14 protein-coding genes and 1 riboswitch are annotated in these 13,900 nt (G+C 44.1%); of the genes, 2 read left to right on the forward strand and 12 right to left on the reverse strand.

Annotation, left to right across the window (positions count from 1 at the left end):
* Positions 1-26: 26 nt before the first annotated feature.
* The 5 genes from L5L97_RS19520 to L5L97_RS19540 form a co-directional block, all read right to left on the reverse strand.
* Positions 27-884: a DUF6279 family lipoprotein gene (locus tag L5L97_RS19520; RefSeq protein ID WP_263181025.1), complete on the reverse strand. Its 858-nt coding sequence runs from the start codon at positions 882-884 to the stop codon at positions 27-29.
* 192 nt (positions 885-1,076) lie between these two features.
* Positions 1,077-2,174, reverse strand: coding sequence for a phosphotransferase (locus tag L5L97_RS19525; protein WP_263181026.1), 1,098 nt, complete (start codon positions 2,172-2,174; stop codon positions 1,077-1,079).
* Positions 2,174-2,827, reverse strand: coding sequence for a nicotinamide riboside transporter PnuC (gene pnuC, locus L5L97_RS19530; protein WP_263181028.1), 654 nt, complete (start codon positions 2,825-2,827; stop codon positions 2,174-2,176). The genes L5L97_RS19525 and pnuC overlap by 1 nt, the downstream gene beginning before the upstream one ends.
* 46 nt (positions 2,828-2,873) lie before the next feature.
* The gene (locus L5L97_RS19535) at positions 2,874-3,134 is read right to left on the reverse strand and encodes a hypothetical protein (protein WP_028760297.1); all 261 of its coding nucleotides are present in this window, start codon (positions 3,132-3,134) and stop codon (positions 2,874-2,876) included.
* Positions 3,135-3,231: 97 nt separating this feature from the next.
* Entirely contained in the window at positions 3,232-5,451 is a 2,220-nt protein-coding gene (locus tag L5L97_RS19540) for a TonB-dependent receptor (RefSeq protein ID WP_263181030.1), read from the reverse strand.
* 54 nt (positions 5,452-5,505) lie between these two features.
* Positions 5,506-5,644: riboswitch (TPP riboswitch) on the reverse strand.
* A gap of 197 nt (positions 5,645-5,841) precedes the next feature.
* On the opposite strand from L5L97_RS19540, the gene L5L97_RS19545 reads away from it, so the two are divergent.
* The gene (locus tag L5L97_RS19545) at positions 5,842-6,513 is read left to right on the forward strand and encodes a Crp/Fnr family transcriptional regulator (RefSeq protein WP_263181031.1); all 672 of its coding nucleotides are present in this window, start codon (positions 5,842-5,844) and stop codon (positions 6,511-6,513) included.
* 67 nt (positions 6,514-6,580) lie between these two features.
* Here L5L97_RS19545 and tsgA read toward each other — a convergent pair whose 3' ends face one another.
* The 6 genes from tsgA to hinT all read right to left on the reverse strand — a co-directional run bounded on the left by tsgA (position 6,581) and on the right by hinT (position 10,742).
* On the reverse strand, positions 6,581-7,756 hold the full coding sequence (gene tsgA / locus L5L97_RS19550; RefSeq protein WP_263176032.1) for an MFS transporter TsgA: 1,176 nt from the start codon (positions 7,754-7,756) through the stop codon (positions 6,581-6,583).
* Between the two features lie 50 nt (positions 7,757-7,806).
* Positions 7,807-8,511 (reverse strand): purine-nucleoside phosphorylase, encoded by a 705-nt coding sequence (gene deoD, locus L5L97_RS19555; protein WP_263181032.1) that lies wholly within the window; start codon positions 8,509-8,511, stop codon positions 7,807-7,809.
* Positions 8,512-8,812: 301 nt separating this feature from the next.
* The gene (locus L5L97_RS19560) at positions 8,813-9,208 is read right to left on the reverse strand and encodes a YcfL family protein (protein ID WP_263138248.1); all 396 of its coding nucleotides are present in this window, start codon (positions 9,206-9,208) and stop codon (positions 8,813-8,815) included.
* 169 nt (positions 9,209-9,377) lie between these two features.
* A complete protein-coding gene (locus tag L5L97_RS19565) occupies positions 9,378-9,875 on the reverse strand; it encodes a PaaI family thioesterase (protein WP_168823948.1) in 498 nt (165 codons plus the stop codon).
* Positions 9,862-10,389, reverse strand: a complete 528-nt coding sequence (locus L5L97_RS19570; protein WP_028760303.1) for a PaaI family thioesterase — start codon at positions 10,387-10,389, stop codon at positions 9,862-9,864. Before L5L97_RS19570 ends, L5L97_RS19565 begins: the two co-directional genes overlap by 14 nt.
* Complete coding sequence (gene hinT / locus L5L97_RS19575) at positions 10,386-10,742, reverse strand: purine nucleoside phosphoramidase (protein WP_263181034.1); 357 nt, start codon at positions 10,740-10,742, stop codon at positions 10,386-10,388. Before hinT ends, L5L97_RS19570 begins: the two co-directional genes overlap by 4 nt.
* A 406-nt stretch (positions 10,743-11,148) precedes the next feature.
* On the opposite strand from hinT, the gene L5L97_RS19580 reads away from it, so the two are divergent.
* Positions 11,149-12,915, forward strand: a complete 1,767-nt coding sequence (locus tag L5L97_RS19580; protein ID WP_263181037.1) for a M61 family metallopeptidase — start codon at positions 11,149-11,151, stop codon at positions 12,913-12,915.
* 117 nt (positions 12,916-13,032) lie between these two features.
* On the opposite strand, the gene L5L97_RS19585 is transcribed toward L5L97_RS19580, so the two are convergent.
* Positions 13,033-13,668, reverse strand: a complete 636-nt coding sequence (locus tag L5L97_RS19585; RefSeq protein WP_028760305.1) for a LuxR C-terminal-related transcriptional regulator — start codon at positions 13,666-13,668, stop codon at positions 13,033-13,035.
* Positions 13,669-13,900 lie beyond the last annotated feature (232 nt).

Here is a 13,900-nt window from a genome sequence, read left to right on the forward strand (position 1 = left end):
AAGCAAGGCAATAAATCTTTCATGGCCTAGGCTTCTTTTTCAATCGCTTCCTGATTCAGTTCCTTGAGATCTTGAATGAGTCCACCTAACTTTTTATAAAAATGCTTCGACTGCTGCTCCGATAAGCTCGCATTCATCGCCAACAACAAAGTCCCAAATGCCTCAGTATTTTTACGTAAAAACACTTTATGTTGTTCTGACTTAAGCTCATCGGGCTGCGTCATCAGCAAGGTCAAACGCTCGGTTAATAATGCTTTATCAGCGCGCTGACCTAGTGCAACTTCAAACTGGCGTAACCATTCGTGTCTGTACTCAAGCCACATATCTAAGGTAGATAAACGCTGTTGATTATATTGGTGAATAAGCACTTTTTGCTCCGCAGTTACACTTCCAAGCCAATCATCAAATTGGGTTTGAAGGTTTTCATCGGCATCTTTTTGTAACTGTTCAGGGGTTTTACCCGCAAATTCTTTAACGAGCTCCAGCTCTTCCTCCCGTAATTTTGTGAGGATCTGCTTCACCTGTTCATCGGACAAAGACATTATGATAGGTAGAAGCTCGGGCAAGGCGAACTCAAACAATCGAAACCAATGCCGCTTAGCAATATTCACATGGTCTGCCCATAGCACTGGCGTTAACGTATTGGTTTTTATGAGGCTTTCGACTTCGGTCAATTGCACCACATAATGAGCTAACTCTTTGGATTGGTGCCAAATGACAAATTTTTCAATGAGGGAATCGAATGCCTTTTGCTGAGATTTATCTAAGGTAACATAATCCTCTTGCTCCCAGCCGATGGCCCAGTCGAGGAAATGGTAACTGAATTTAGTGGAGCAGGCGCTTAAGCCTAAGAGACACACAAGTAGCATCACGCCTTTTTTCATACTGAATAATCCATCCTAGAATTGTTGCTAATAAGACGCTTGAGACTATATAAAGTTGCTTTTTATATCAAACAAGTTTGTCTAATAAAGGTTTTCAGTATGTTCTACCCGCATGTCCCACCATAGCGCGGTCAATGCCATAAGGGAATGAGCCATTATCATCAGATGGAAACTAAGCACACGCAATAATGACTATTTGGGGGTGATCAGCGGCCAGAAGCAATCAAACCAAGCAAGGTAGTCGGCGCTACGACTGGGTTCTGTTTGCGCTGCCATCAATAATGCCCAGTAGCAAGCAAATACCCAATACATGTCAATAGCGGCAGGCACTGCCGTTACGGCTTGTGCAGTAACATAAGGATGTCCACTCAGATACTGTTTCACCAAAACACTTTGCTGATAGGGCGTTAACGCATGGGTAGCTAACACTACAGCCAACTCACACAGTGGATGCGACGCCATCGCATACTCAAAATCAATACAACACAAGCGGTTATTTTTAAGTAACAAATTATGGGGATTAAGATCGCGATGGCAAAACTGCGGCTTGATTATGCAGGCTGCTAACTCATCACACCAATGTTTAATGTCGATTTGAATTGCAAGCAGCTTAGCCACCCGCTCATTCCAATCGTGAGTATTGCTATCACCAATATCACTACCCTGCTTCAATGGCACAGGTCGCCTTAATACTGGCTCACTAAATGTTGCAGAAGCCTGATAGGCAAGTATTTGCTGGTGATATTCCTGCCACTGCTCAGTGATACTAATAGCGTAAGGCCCTGTAGGCAGATCGCGTAATTGCAGCAATAACGCCAATAGCAAACAATGGGCTTGGTTAGGATGCGTTTCTTGTTCTGCTGCCGGATACTGTAAATAATTAAACGTCGATTGCCCCAGCACAAAATCAGCAGCACTCGTTTGGCGCTCTAACGCTGGCCAGTGGATTAAGACCTCGTTTTCAATATCGTCACTTTCAATAAAATCACTGAGGTAATAACGCTCATCTTCGCTCACCCACAACAGTTCAGGAGCAAGTTTAGCTTGAGCCAATTGCTGCCAGTAAAAACGCTCCTGCTGGCGGTTGCAAAAACTGTCCGCCGCATCGGCATTCACCCGCAACACATAACTGCCTGTGGGCGTAGTGATTTTATAATTATGATTACTTAAGCCGCCCGCAAGCTCATGAATACTTAACACGTTAACTAGCCCTGCACTTTTGAGTATGGGGTAAAGTGCTTTGAATGGCTCGCCTGCTGAGCGTTGCATCGAGGCGTTTATATCGAGCATTAACTAAGTAACTTCAAGGTATTAGCTTCACGGGCGTCGGCTAACGCGGTTCGCCACAGGAAATACCCCACGACCGCTAAACCCACATAAAGCACGAATAACAAGGATGTCAGCATCAAGCCTTTGCTGAGATAAAGGTAAATCGACACTATGTCGATAACCGCCCAATAAAGCCAATTCTCAAGTACCTTTTTTGCCACTAAATAAGTCGTCATCACGGCGAAACAGGTTGTCGCCGCATCTAGATACGGGAATGCGGCTTGGGTATACGTCGCCATACCGTGACCAACCAAAAGCGAAATCACACCCGTCGCTGCGATCAACTTTAAATGGGTTTTCAATGGCCAAGTGGTCACTTTTACTCCTTGATGCTTATCACCACCTTGGGTCCAGAGCCAATATCCATAGAGCGCCATCGCCATGTAATAGACGTTAAGCACAGACTCCATCAGTAGCGACACCTTCCAAAACAACACAGTGTAAATGGCGGTACTGGCAAAGGCCGCCGCCCAGCACCACACACTGGCCTTCATCGCCAGCAGTAAATATGCCATCGCCAGCAATACCGCGAGGGCTTCCCATACGGTCATCACATGGACTTCACCAAAGGCCGTATTAACGCTCTCGACCAAGGTTAACCATAAATCTGTCATAGTGTTGTTCTCATTGCCTATTTGTCGCTTACATGGCGGTCAATCATTATTCGCTGTGGGCTAAATTCAGCTCACCACCGATAAACTTACACACAAATACTGCCTTGCCCCATTTCTCATGGGCCGCTTGCATCTCGGTCGCTAGCATAGTCATCACATCTAAATAATCGCCGCACACTTGAGTTGCCATCGCATTAGTCACGCGCTCGATATTGGGATAACTATCCACGCGGCCAATAAACCACTTGATAGGATCGAGGTAATTTTCATTAAAGGGATACATGCTAATTTCTGCGGTCAGTTTCATTTTAATTCCTTGATATTCTGAAGTAAGGCTGTAGCCCAAATACTGGGCTACAGTTCAGTTAACACTTAAATGATTATGCTCATTTTAAAATGAGCTATTACATAAACTTAACGTTAAAGGTTACGCCAATCTGACGCGGATCGCCGTAACGAATATATTGCTTTTCCGCCCAACCGTTATCTGGCTCATTGCCAAAATAGAAGCCACGCACACCGTATTCTTCATTAAACAGATTGCGTCCCCATAAATATGCCGACCAGGCGCTCGCCTCATAACCCACGCGGGCATTGACGATAGTGTAGGGTTCAGAGCGGGATTCATTGCTGTCTGAATAATAGAATTCACTCTTACCGCTAAGATTCAGGTTCGCAAACCAACCCGAATTAGCACGATAAGTCCCGCCAAGGCTGTAGGTAACGTGTGGAGAATGGGCTAGATCGCGGCCAGTTAAATCCACCTCAGTGCCATATTTGTCCTGATACTGATAGTCACCGTAGGCCGTTTCTAACCAACCTAAGCTTGAGTAAACTTGCAGATTATCCGTGGCATACCAGGTTGCATCTAACTCAGCGCCATAGTTATTCGAACTGCCTGCATTTTCAGTGAACAAGATAAAACGCTGTGGTTTATCGGGATCTTGCTGTGATGCTGCCACCTGTTGATCTTGTCTGTCCATATAGAACAGCGCCAAATTAGTATCGATAAGTCCCGCTAACCAATGGGATTTAAGGCCGATTTCATAGTTATAGAGCGTCTCAGTACTAAACTCTTTTTTATCGTTCAATTCGACTGGCAAAGTCATGTTGAAACCGCCCGCCTTGTAACCGCGTGCGACTCGGACATAAGCATTGTGTGAGTCGTTCAGCACTTTACTCACAGCAATATGACCGCCCCACATAGTTTCGCTCGGGTCGAAATTATCGTTATTCGTATCAGAGTAATGGCTGTTGCGACGCTCTAAACGTAGACCCACAGATAAAGCATAATTTGAGCCCAAATCCGTATCGAGCTGACCAAACAGTGCATAGTTTGTCGCCTCATACTCTGAGTCTAAGACTTCATCCGGCCAAGCATTGTATTCAGAATACAATTGGTTATCTTCTTTCAGATTCATGGCATACACACCAAGCAACCAATCAGTACTCTCTGCAAAAATACGGCCCTGCTCGGTAGAACTTAGGCGAAACTCTTGCGACGCGGTTTTACGCTGACCCGTTTTATCCCAAAAATAATCGTATTGACACGGCGCCAGATTGCCATTGTCATCATTGCATTGCTTAGAGGCCCAATATTCTGAGTTAGCCCAATCGCCATCGTAACTGTAATGGTGATCGGTATTCGCAAAAGAGGTTAACGAAGTTAATTCGAAGTTTTCGGCGCCGGAATAGGTCGCTTTAAAACCCGCGCCTGTGGTGCGTTGGCTATCGACACCCGGTTGATCCGATGTTGTCTGGGTTGGTGAATTGGTTAAACTCCACACATCATAGCCATTATCAAAATCGGCATGCAGCACAGTTAAATCAAACTGCAAATCATCTGTCGCATACCAGCGCAGCTTAGCGCGGCCGCTGAATTCATCGCGGCCATTGGTATCATCACGGTCTAAATACAGGTTATCGTGGTAACCATTTTGCTGGTGCTGCTGCATTGACACACGATAAAGCAGCTTGCCAGAAGCCGTTAATGGGCCAGAACTGAAACCGCTAAACGTGCGCAAATCATCATCGCCTAACGACACTTCGCCGCCATGCTCAAACACATCAGTTGGATCGTTACTCTTCAGATAAATCAATCCCGCTAAGGCATTCGCGCCGTAACGCGTCCCCTGCGGTCCACGAAGCACTTCGACCTGCTGTAAATCGTACATGCTCGACACCATACCAATACCGGATAAATCGATATCATCTATGATGTAACCCACGGAAGAATTAGGTGCGCCTTGGTATTGTTCCTGCTCTCCTACACCGCGAATTTGAAAATATTTCGGCCGCGAGCTTCCACCTGACCAGTTAAAATTGGCGATAGAATTAAGCAGATCTTCAAAGTGTTGCGCACTTTCATCTTGAATTTTTTGACTGTCGATAACGGTAATGCTGGAGGGCATTTTTTCTAAGCTTGAACTGCGAAAATCCGCCGTCACCACCATGACTTCCATCTCAGTGCTGGGATCGGGTTTATCGATAGCGTCGGTTTGTGCAAAAACAGGGGTGCTCAGCGCTGCGGCGATGGCTAACGCCAGCGGCGCTCGGGCTAAAAATAAGCTTGGCGATACGGTTGAAAATGGAGATTGATGGTTTGACGTTTTACGGTTTGACATAGGACCTCAAATATAATGTTTGAGATCCGGCAACGAATAAGCGATTCAGAAGTGTGCTGTTGATTGGCCCATTCCTACGCCGGTATTAGCCGGATCAGGTTCTAAGGGTTCGTCAGATGACATCTCAGTTTGCAGCCGTTAACGTTAAAATCAGAGTAACATTAATGCACAACAAACACCCCTTGGCGGCGCCTAGTATACATGACGGAAATAAAAAGTGGGCACTCTTATCTCTGCGATTCAATTAAATGTCGCGAAAACCACTGCCCTTCAGTTCGTATGATGAAAATATCTTTAGTAGCCGCCTAAATCCTTTCGTCCATTTGACCGCCTATCATGATAATGCTATAGAAGGTCGCAATTTCGAACACAGTAAGAGGACAATAGTCGATGCAGCTAAAACCTTTATCGAAAGGACGTTATAGCCAGCGATGGGAGCAAGACTATCCACTTATTGAAGCGGTTGTACTTAGCTGTATCAGCGAAATAAAAATGCTCAAAAAAGGCGCTCACCTCATGACGCAGGGGGAAGCGATGGCATCACTTGTATTGGTGAAGCAAGGTCGCGTATCACTCGGCCATACCGCGAGAAATGGTCGGTGTTTTCAATTAGGTACTATTGATTGTGATTCACAACTGTTTGGCGAAATGGAGTTCTTCACCCAGTACCACTGTCAACTAGACATTATTGCCAGTGAACCCTTAGAAATCATGTTGATTAGCGCTGAAAAACTACAACATTGCCTCGGTCAGCATCCTCAACTCGCGCTATTCTTCGCTAGTGCAATTGCGATTGACTACCAAGACACAGTGGATATTTTTACTCGGCGACTGCTCAGTTATAACGTGGCATTTGATATTTATCATGAATACTTAAATGACTTGCCTGTAGATGGCTTTAGTAAACGCTATTTAGAGGCTGAACGATTTGGCACTACCGACCGAGTCTACCGTCGGGCGCTACAAAATCTTGAGGAACGAGGCTTAATTGAGCGGAGAAAAGATGGCATTCGGATTTGTGATCTCAACGCACTCAAGAAATTTGTTGAAGCAGGCATATAATCGCTTTCAGCATAACCCACACTCGACATAATTTAACAACCGAGTGTGGGATGGATGCACAGGTAAATTAACTTACCGATGGCGAGTGTTGTTCCATAGCCGGTTTCATCCGACTTGAAACGATCAATAGCATAAATATCGCTGCGTAAAGCAAAGGAATCACATACATCACAGTTTGTAATCCGATAATACGTTCAAAGAAAGAACTGATGGCTGGGCTAAACATCGCCCCTGCACTTCCGCTAATAAGTATATATGACACATTTTTGCTACTGGCTTTTTTTACAAAAGACACGCCATAAGCAATAAATGCATTATAAAGAGCAGCACACACAAAACCATAACCATAGGTTAAATAAGCTATCCAATTAAGATTATTGGTACTGACAATGGCAGCGGTGATCACCATAGCTAAAGCAATAATACCGACTAAGAAATGGTGAATTTTTACACGAGTCACAATCACAGTCGAAATTAACGCCCCAATTAGCGCAGCGGACCAATACTGGGTAATAATATTACCGGCATCTTCAAACGGAATATCAAATTTTTGTTTTACAAATAAAGGTGCCCAAGTTAAAAAAGTATATAAAGCCAGCATTCCTAAAAATAAACCAATACCTCCACTAATAATACCGAGATTCCATTCAGACTGTTGTTTCTCTTGTGTTGTAGAAGATTGCTCGCAAATAGAGAAATGAGTGAACAAGGTAATAATGACTGTACCGAACGCCACTAAACCTACGGCTAAATAGCTATAACTCCATGATAGTGAACTTGTTAATGCATAAGTCGTTATCAATGGAAAAATAACGCCTGCAATATTAAACGTCGCATCTTGCACCACTAACATTGTGCTTTGTAATTTCTCTTGCCACACAGACACCACAATCGTACCAGCAATACATAAACCGATACCGCCACAAAAACCAATTAAGGTCATTGCTACCATCACAACTTGTAGGAAACTGGTTAGATGTAAAGCCAGAGCAGAAAGAGCAACCAGACTGTAACTTATCAAGGTCATTCTTTTGATACCCATTTTTTCAATAAAGAAAAATGCTGCAATCGTCCCCGCGAGTGCACCACCATTGAGCAATGAAAAGATTGATGCAACTTCGTTAACATTAGCGGCAAATTTCTCAGCTATGGGTTCAATCAACATCCCAAATTGGGTCGCAAAGCCCGCCATAATAAAATTGGCGAGAAAACTGATGGCTGTTAAAGTAATTTTATTATTCATTATGTCATTCCATAAGTGAAATGCTAAGGGTTCAAAGGATGGCTTTAAACCTAATTGAGGGCGGTTTCTAACGCGAGCTCAATCATATTATTAAAAGAGAGTTGGCGTTCTTCTGCCGTTGTTTCTTCACCGGTTAAACAATGATCCGATACCGTTAAAATGGCTAATGATTCGATACCTTGTTGGTGTGACAATCCATAAAGCCCCGCCACTTCCATATCAATACCTAATACCCCAAAACGCTCAAGTGCGGGGATCATATCTTCATCGGGATCGTAATAAAGATCACCACTAAAGATATTGCCAACTTTTACACTAATACCTTTCTCATTCGCTGTTGTATAGGCTTTATGCAATAAAGAAAAGGTCGCAGAAGTCGCCATTTGGTAGCCGCTACTACGCTTAGCGTTAGTAGGTGAATCCGTGCCTGCGGCTTGGGCTAAAATGACATCTCGCATTTGTACATGTTTTTGTGTTGCACCTAAACTGCCAATACGAATAATGCGTTTCACGCCAAAATAATTAATCAGCTCATGGCCATAAAGCACCATAGATGAAATCCCCATACCATGACCCATAACGGAAATGCGCTGTCCTTGGTAAAAGCCCGTGTAACCAAGCATATTGCGAACATTCGTGACTTCTACGGCATCGGTGAGATAGGTTTCAGCGATATATTTAGCACGGAGTGGATCACCCGGCATAATAACAGTTTCAGTAAAATCAGTAGGTTGAGCATTAATATGAGCAGTCATCTTTCTATCCTCATGTGGTAATATGCTGATAGTAGTGCTCAATCACTAAATGTATTTAGGACTAAAGTCCGGATTTCACCTTGCCGTAAACCTTTTTGCTTAAAAATGGGTAATTTATCGCAACTTTCAATGTCAAAAAGACGAAAGCTAATAACATTTGAATGACCTTAAGGTCACTAAAAGTTGATGTAAAACGAATAAAAAAGGCTTACTCCTTAAAAGAAGTAAGCCTTTTTAGAACGGGTTTAATATCAAAAAATCAATTAAACCCGGAATAAACTAAACAGAAGCAAACTCAAGCTTAGTTTGAAAAGGTTTCACGCACGTATACATCAAATTTAACCACTTGGGCATTAGGTGCTACGGCGCCGACTTGCAATTGCTGTTTGCCGTGTAATTTCACCGATTTCCAGCTGGTCGCTTCATCTTCGATAGTAAAGCCGCTGGCATCGTACCAAGTGAATTTATATTGCACACGCATATCGGACGAGGATTTACTAACAATCAACGCTGTGCCCTGCACTAAATCACCGACTCGGCGTGCATCCACACTCTGTACCGCAATATCTCGAGCAAAGCTGGAATTATCGACGCGGGTTTCACCCAGTGAACTCACTGAAATCCCTGCGGTATGTGAGGCACAAGCACCTAAGGTAAGTGCTGCGGCCAGTAATAACCCTGTATAAACTTGTTTCATATATTTCTCCTAGTCACGCCACAAAATACGCAGCTAGCGCATCATTTCCCATTAAACGACAAACTAATCGAACAGTGCTGAACTCATGCTTAATAACATAGGCTAAATAAAGCATTCTCAATCTAAAATAGTGAATCAGTCATGCTTCATCAATCTAAACTTAATCAGATTAATCAATCAAAAAATGTGCCCGTGCCGTAGCAATAAGCTGCTTACGATTGGTTTGCCAACAATCAATATTCACGTTGGCGACTCGTCGACCCTGACGGGTAATACGACACTCAGCAAAACTATCCTTGTGCAGACCTGCACGTAAATAGTCGATTGAAAAATCAACGACTTTAGGCACCTTTGCTGTTTGCATAAATACCATTAACTGCACTATCGCTGACATTTCCATAAAGCCCGCAATCACGCCGCCATGAATAGCGGGCAACACAGGATTACCGATATTGTCGTCTTTAGCGGGCAATTTAAAAATCAGTTCATCACCAAAACGCTCCACCTTCATGCCAATAAATTTGGCATAGGGAACGTGTTCAAGTAAATGGCCAAAATCATTAAGTTCAGTGGCGCGTTTAACTATACCTTGCACATCAATAGGCGCTTTAACCTGTGCGTTTTGAGTTGTACTGGCTGCATCTAGTATCGAATTATTTGCGCTCATCACTCTCTCCTATCGCAGGCACGGCTTCACCCATTAACGCTTGCCTAAAGGCATCACCAACCATTTCAGGGCTTATCCGCATAAAAGAGCCGACGGCATGGGCGATGGGATCGTCAATACTGTCTTGGTAAGCAATTGCACGGGTAAAGGCAATATTAGAAGACAACTTATAGCATTCCGCAAATCCAAATACAGGCTTATGGGGCTGAGCGGGCTTCATGTAGTCCACCCGCAAATCGAGCGTAGGTGATATTTCTAATAATTTGAATTTATGGAAAATAGCGCTCACGACTGCACTGCCACAGGCAGTATCCATTAAGGTAGTGATCACTCCACCATGGATAACGCCCGTATCGGGATACCCAATTAATTCAGTGCTGTAGGGCAACTCAATCAACACATGGTGCTCACTCGCCTCCAGTACCGTTAAACCGAGGCGACGACACTGAGCTAGTTGATCCACAAACCGCTGCGCCATTTGGGTCAGCGGGAAAAAATCCGAATTGACCTTCATTTTCCTTGGCTCAACATGGGCCCCAGAGGCTTCCCGCCCACAAGGTGGAAATGAATGTGATAGACTTCTTGTCCACCGTGTTGATTGCAGTTCATGATCAGTCGGTAGCCATCTTTAGCGATACCCGCTTCAGCCGCCAATTTCGCTGCAACTGTCATCATACGGCCAAGCACAGGCTCATCAGAGGCTTTCATGTCGTTCGCCGTTTGGATCAAATGATTCGGCACAATCAAAATATGGGTTGGCGCCTTAGGGGAAATGTCTCTAAAGGCAGTCACAAGTTCATCTTGATACAGAATATCCGCGGGAATTTCGCGACGAATAATTTTGCTGAAAATCGTTTCTTCGGCCATGGGGCGTCCTCCTTGGGTTAGTTGGCATAGTATATACCCAAACAACTTGAAGATGCATGATTCAGCGGGAGTTTAACGCACTTTAGGCAAGGCGGTTATTTGCGGACCTAGTGGGCTAAGTTAAAAATAACCAACACAGCATAAAGTGCGTTAAAACCCGCCGGGACGGAGCGTCTAGGGTACTCCACTCCCGTGTTGCATCAATTCAAAAGGTGGCCGACATTCTGTCATTGATGCGCCTTGAATTGAAGCACCCTAGGCGCTCTGAACTCGTATCTTCAGGTTGCTTGGGTATATTAACAATTCAATACTTTGTGTCTGCAGATATTTTGTTTTTCATTTGCCAGTTGCAGGCATTTTTGGCAGCATGGCCACCATTAAAACACTCAGGTTTTGCAGGATAAATATGATCCATTACCAGATAATCCCCGTCGATCCGAAAGCCCATTTATTCGCTGTTACTATGACATTATCACAACCCAAGCCAGTGCAGGTCTTTAGCCTACCCGCTTGGCTGCCAGGCAGTTACATGGTGCGCGACTTTGCCAAAAATATCATTGAACTCAAGGCACAAGATGCACAAGGCCAAACGCTTAAGCTCACCCAACTAGATAAGCAAACTTGGTCAGTTGATAATAATAGCAGCGAAATTATTCTGACTTATCAAGTGTATGCTTGGGATCTGTCGGTGCGCACCGCGCATTTGGACATGACCCACGGCTTCTTTAACGGCAGTAGCGTATTTTTATCCGCCCATGGTTTCGAAGACACTTTACACACCGTCTCTATAGATCCACCCACAGAGTCAACATTAAGTGACTGGCGCCTTGCGACCAGCATGACCCGCACCAGTGGTGACGATTTTGCCTTCGGCCAATTTTCAGCTAAAAGCTATGACGAGCTCATCGATCATCCGGTGGAAATGGGCTTATTCACCTTAGGGAGTTTTGATGCCTGTGGCGTGCGGCATGATATCGTACTCAATGGTCGCCACCGTGCTTGTATGCCAAGGCTCTGCCAAGATTTAAAGGCCATTTGTGAGTATCAGATTAACTTCTTTGATACGCCTGCACCGTTTAAACATTATTTGTTTATGACCACAGTATTAGACAATGGCTTTGGCGGTTTAGAGCACAGAGCTTCTACTGCATTAATGTGTTCACGCAAAGACTTACCGCTGTCGCTAGATATGCCAATCAATAATGACTATCGCACTTATTTATCCCTGTGCAGCCACGAGTATTTCCACAGCTGGAACGTTAAGCGCATTAAGCCTGAATGCTTTTTACCCTATAAACTTGAGGCAGAAACCTATACGCCACAATTATGGGCCTATGAAGGCATCACCTCCTATTACGATGACTTTCTTACCTATCGTGCAGGTCTGGTAGATGAACAAAGCTATTTAGATATGCTGAGTGAGACCTTCACCCGTGTCTATCGCAGCCAGGGGCGCTTTAAACAAAGTGTTAAGGACTCAAGCTTTAATGCTTGGACTAAGTTCTACAAGCAGGATGAAAACGCACAAAATGCCATCATCAGTTATTACACTAAAGGGGCTCTGTTTGCGCTGTATTTAGATTTAACCCTGCGCAGCGAAACCCAGGGCAAATACAATCTCGACCATGTTATGCAGATTTTATGGCAGGAATATGCTCAGCAAGATAAAGGCACCACAGATACTTGCCATCAAGCCATCGTGGAACGACTCCTTGGTCGTGATTGCCAAGATCTGTTTGCCTACTTAGATAGCACTGACGATATTCCGTTAGCGGCTTTACTTGCCGAATTTGGGGTCAACTTGAGTCTTCGATCCAGTCAAGGTGCGCAGGATGTGGGCGGCGGGCAACTAAAAGGCTATGACATAGCCTTTGGCGCGAAAACCCAAGCAGCACCTGTAGGATTAAAAATCGTGACTGTCACCCAAGGCAGCCCTGCACACCTTGCAGGGTTAAGTGCAGGTGATGTGTTAATTGCCGCGGATAACCTACAAGTCACAGGACAATTTGAGGCGCAGCTACAGCAGTATCCGCTGGGTGAATCGTTGAATTTACATTGGTTTAGACGGGATGAATTGATGACGGGTGAATTGATGATAACTGCCGCGCCTAAGGATACTGTCGCCCTATCCATTCGTGACAAAAGCAAAATAGCGGCTTGGCTTGGACGTTAATAGGCTTTCGGCTTAAGACTACTTTTGAGAAATAATAAAAGGGGCTTTAGCCCCTTTTATCTGAGATAAGAATTAACTTAAACGTATATCCGTTTGTATATCAATACTGATATCGACTTAAACCACCACATCGTGCAAATAGGTTTGTGCCCACGCAATCGCTTGACCACGGCTAGACACTCCAATTTTACGGAATACTCGGTACAAATGGGTTTTTATCGTGCTTTCACTGACAAACAACTGATTGGCGATATCTAAATTAGTACTTCCCGTCAACAATGCTTGTAATACTTCACGCTCACGGATAGTTAACGGTTCAGTGTCTTCGAACAATCCAAAATCATCATTTACCCCATTAATGAGCTGAATTGGGATGACCCTATGACCTCGTAAAATATTCGAGAGTCCGAGGCTTATCTCAGTTAAACCTGCATCGAGATAAAATACCCCTGCAGTTGTGGCTGCTTGCATTAAGAAACGTGCATCCACTTGTTTAGGGAACTGTAAATAGACAACTCGCACACTAGGTTGCTCACGGGCAAGTAAACGTTGAAATTGATGGGCTTTTTGAAGATCAACAGTCGCTAAATCGATCACGACCATGGAGGCATTATTATCTTTGATTTTCTCACACATCTCATCAGGGCTGACTTGGGTCAACTTAACGAGAAACTCCTGCGGCCAACGTCCTGCGAGCAATTCCATCAATACTTGCGATCGTGACACTACAATCCAATGTAATATTTTGAACATCCTGCTCACTCCCTGTCTGGTTAACGATTATTCACTTTAAGGATCTAAGATCCTCCAAATACGACTTCAACATCCGTTCAATAGACTTCCAAGTCTACCGTGGTCACGATATTAGCATTAGATAAAACAGATTAAAAAGACTTACGTAAAAAATATTTACCGTACGCAAATCAAAAACTTCTAACACTTTCGTTGACTACACTATCAATCAGAAGTCTTAATTGAAACTGAA

The sequence above is a fragment of the Shewanella sp. SM71 genome, from assembly GCF_025653905.1.
Classification (GTDB): Bacteria; Pseudomonadota; Gammaproteobacteria; order Enterobacterales; family Shewanellaceae; genus Shewanella; species Shewanella oncorhynchi.

Bases quoted from the DNA above. Each gene is read 5' to 3' on its own strand.
- L5L97_RS19520 (WP_263181025.1), bottom strand. From the start codon at position 884: ATGAAAAAAGGCGTGATGCTACTTGTGTGTCTCTTAGGCTTAAGCGCC.
- L5L97_RS19525 (WP_263181026.1), bottom strand. From the start codon at position 2,174: ATGCTCGATATAAACGCCTCGATGCAACGCTCAGCAGGCGAGCCATTC.
- pnuC (WP_263181028.1), bottom strand. From the start codon at position 2,827: ATGACAGATTTATGGTTAACCTTGGTCGAGAGCGTTAATACGGCCTTT.
- L5L97_RS19535 (WP_028760297.1), bottom strand. From the start codon at position 3,134: ATGAAACTGACCGCAGAAATTAGCATGTATCCCTTTAATGAAAATTAC.
- L5L97_RS19540 (WP_263181030.1), bottom strand. From the start codon at position 5,451: ATGTCAAACCGTAAAACGTCAAACCATCAATCTCCATTTTCAACCGTA.
- L5L97_RS19545 (WP_263181031.1), top strand. From the start codon at position 5,842: ATGCAGCTAAAACCTTTATCGAAAGGACGTTATAGCCAGCGATGGGAG.
- tsgA (WP_263176032.1), bottom strand. From the start codon at position 7,756: ATGAATAATAAAATTACTTTAACAGCCATCAGTTTTCTCGCCAATTTT.
- deoD (WP_263181032.1), bottom strand. From the start codon at position 8,511: ATGACTGCTCATATTAATGCTCAACCTACTGATTTTACTGAAACTGTT.
- L5L97_RS19560 (WP_263138248.1), bottom strand. From the start codon at position 9,208: ATGAAACAAGTTTATACAGGGTTATTACTGGCCGCAGCACTTACCTTA.
- L5L97_RS19565 (WP_168823948.1), bottom strand. From the start codon at position 9,875: ATGAGCGCAAATAATTCGATACTAGATGCAGCCAGTACAACTCAAAAC.
- L5L97_RS19570 (WP_028760303.1), bottom strand. From the start codon at position 10,389: ATGAAGGTCAATTCGGATTTTTTCCCGCTGACCCAAATGGCGCAGCGG.
- hinT (WP_263181034.1), bottom strand. From the start codon at position 10,742: ATGGCCGAAGAAACGATTTTCAGCAAAATTATTCGTCGCGAAATTCCC.
- L5L97_RS19580 (WP_263181037.1), top strand. From the start codon at position 11,149: ATGATCCATTACCAGATAATCCCCGTCGATCCGAAAGCCCATTTATTC.
- L5L97_RS19585 (WP_028760305.1), bottom strand. From the start codon at position 13,668: ATGTTCAAAATATTACATTGGATTGTAGTGTCACGATCGCAAGTATTG.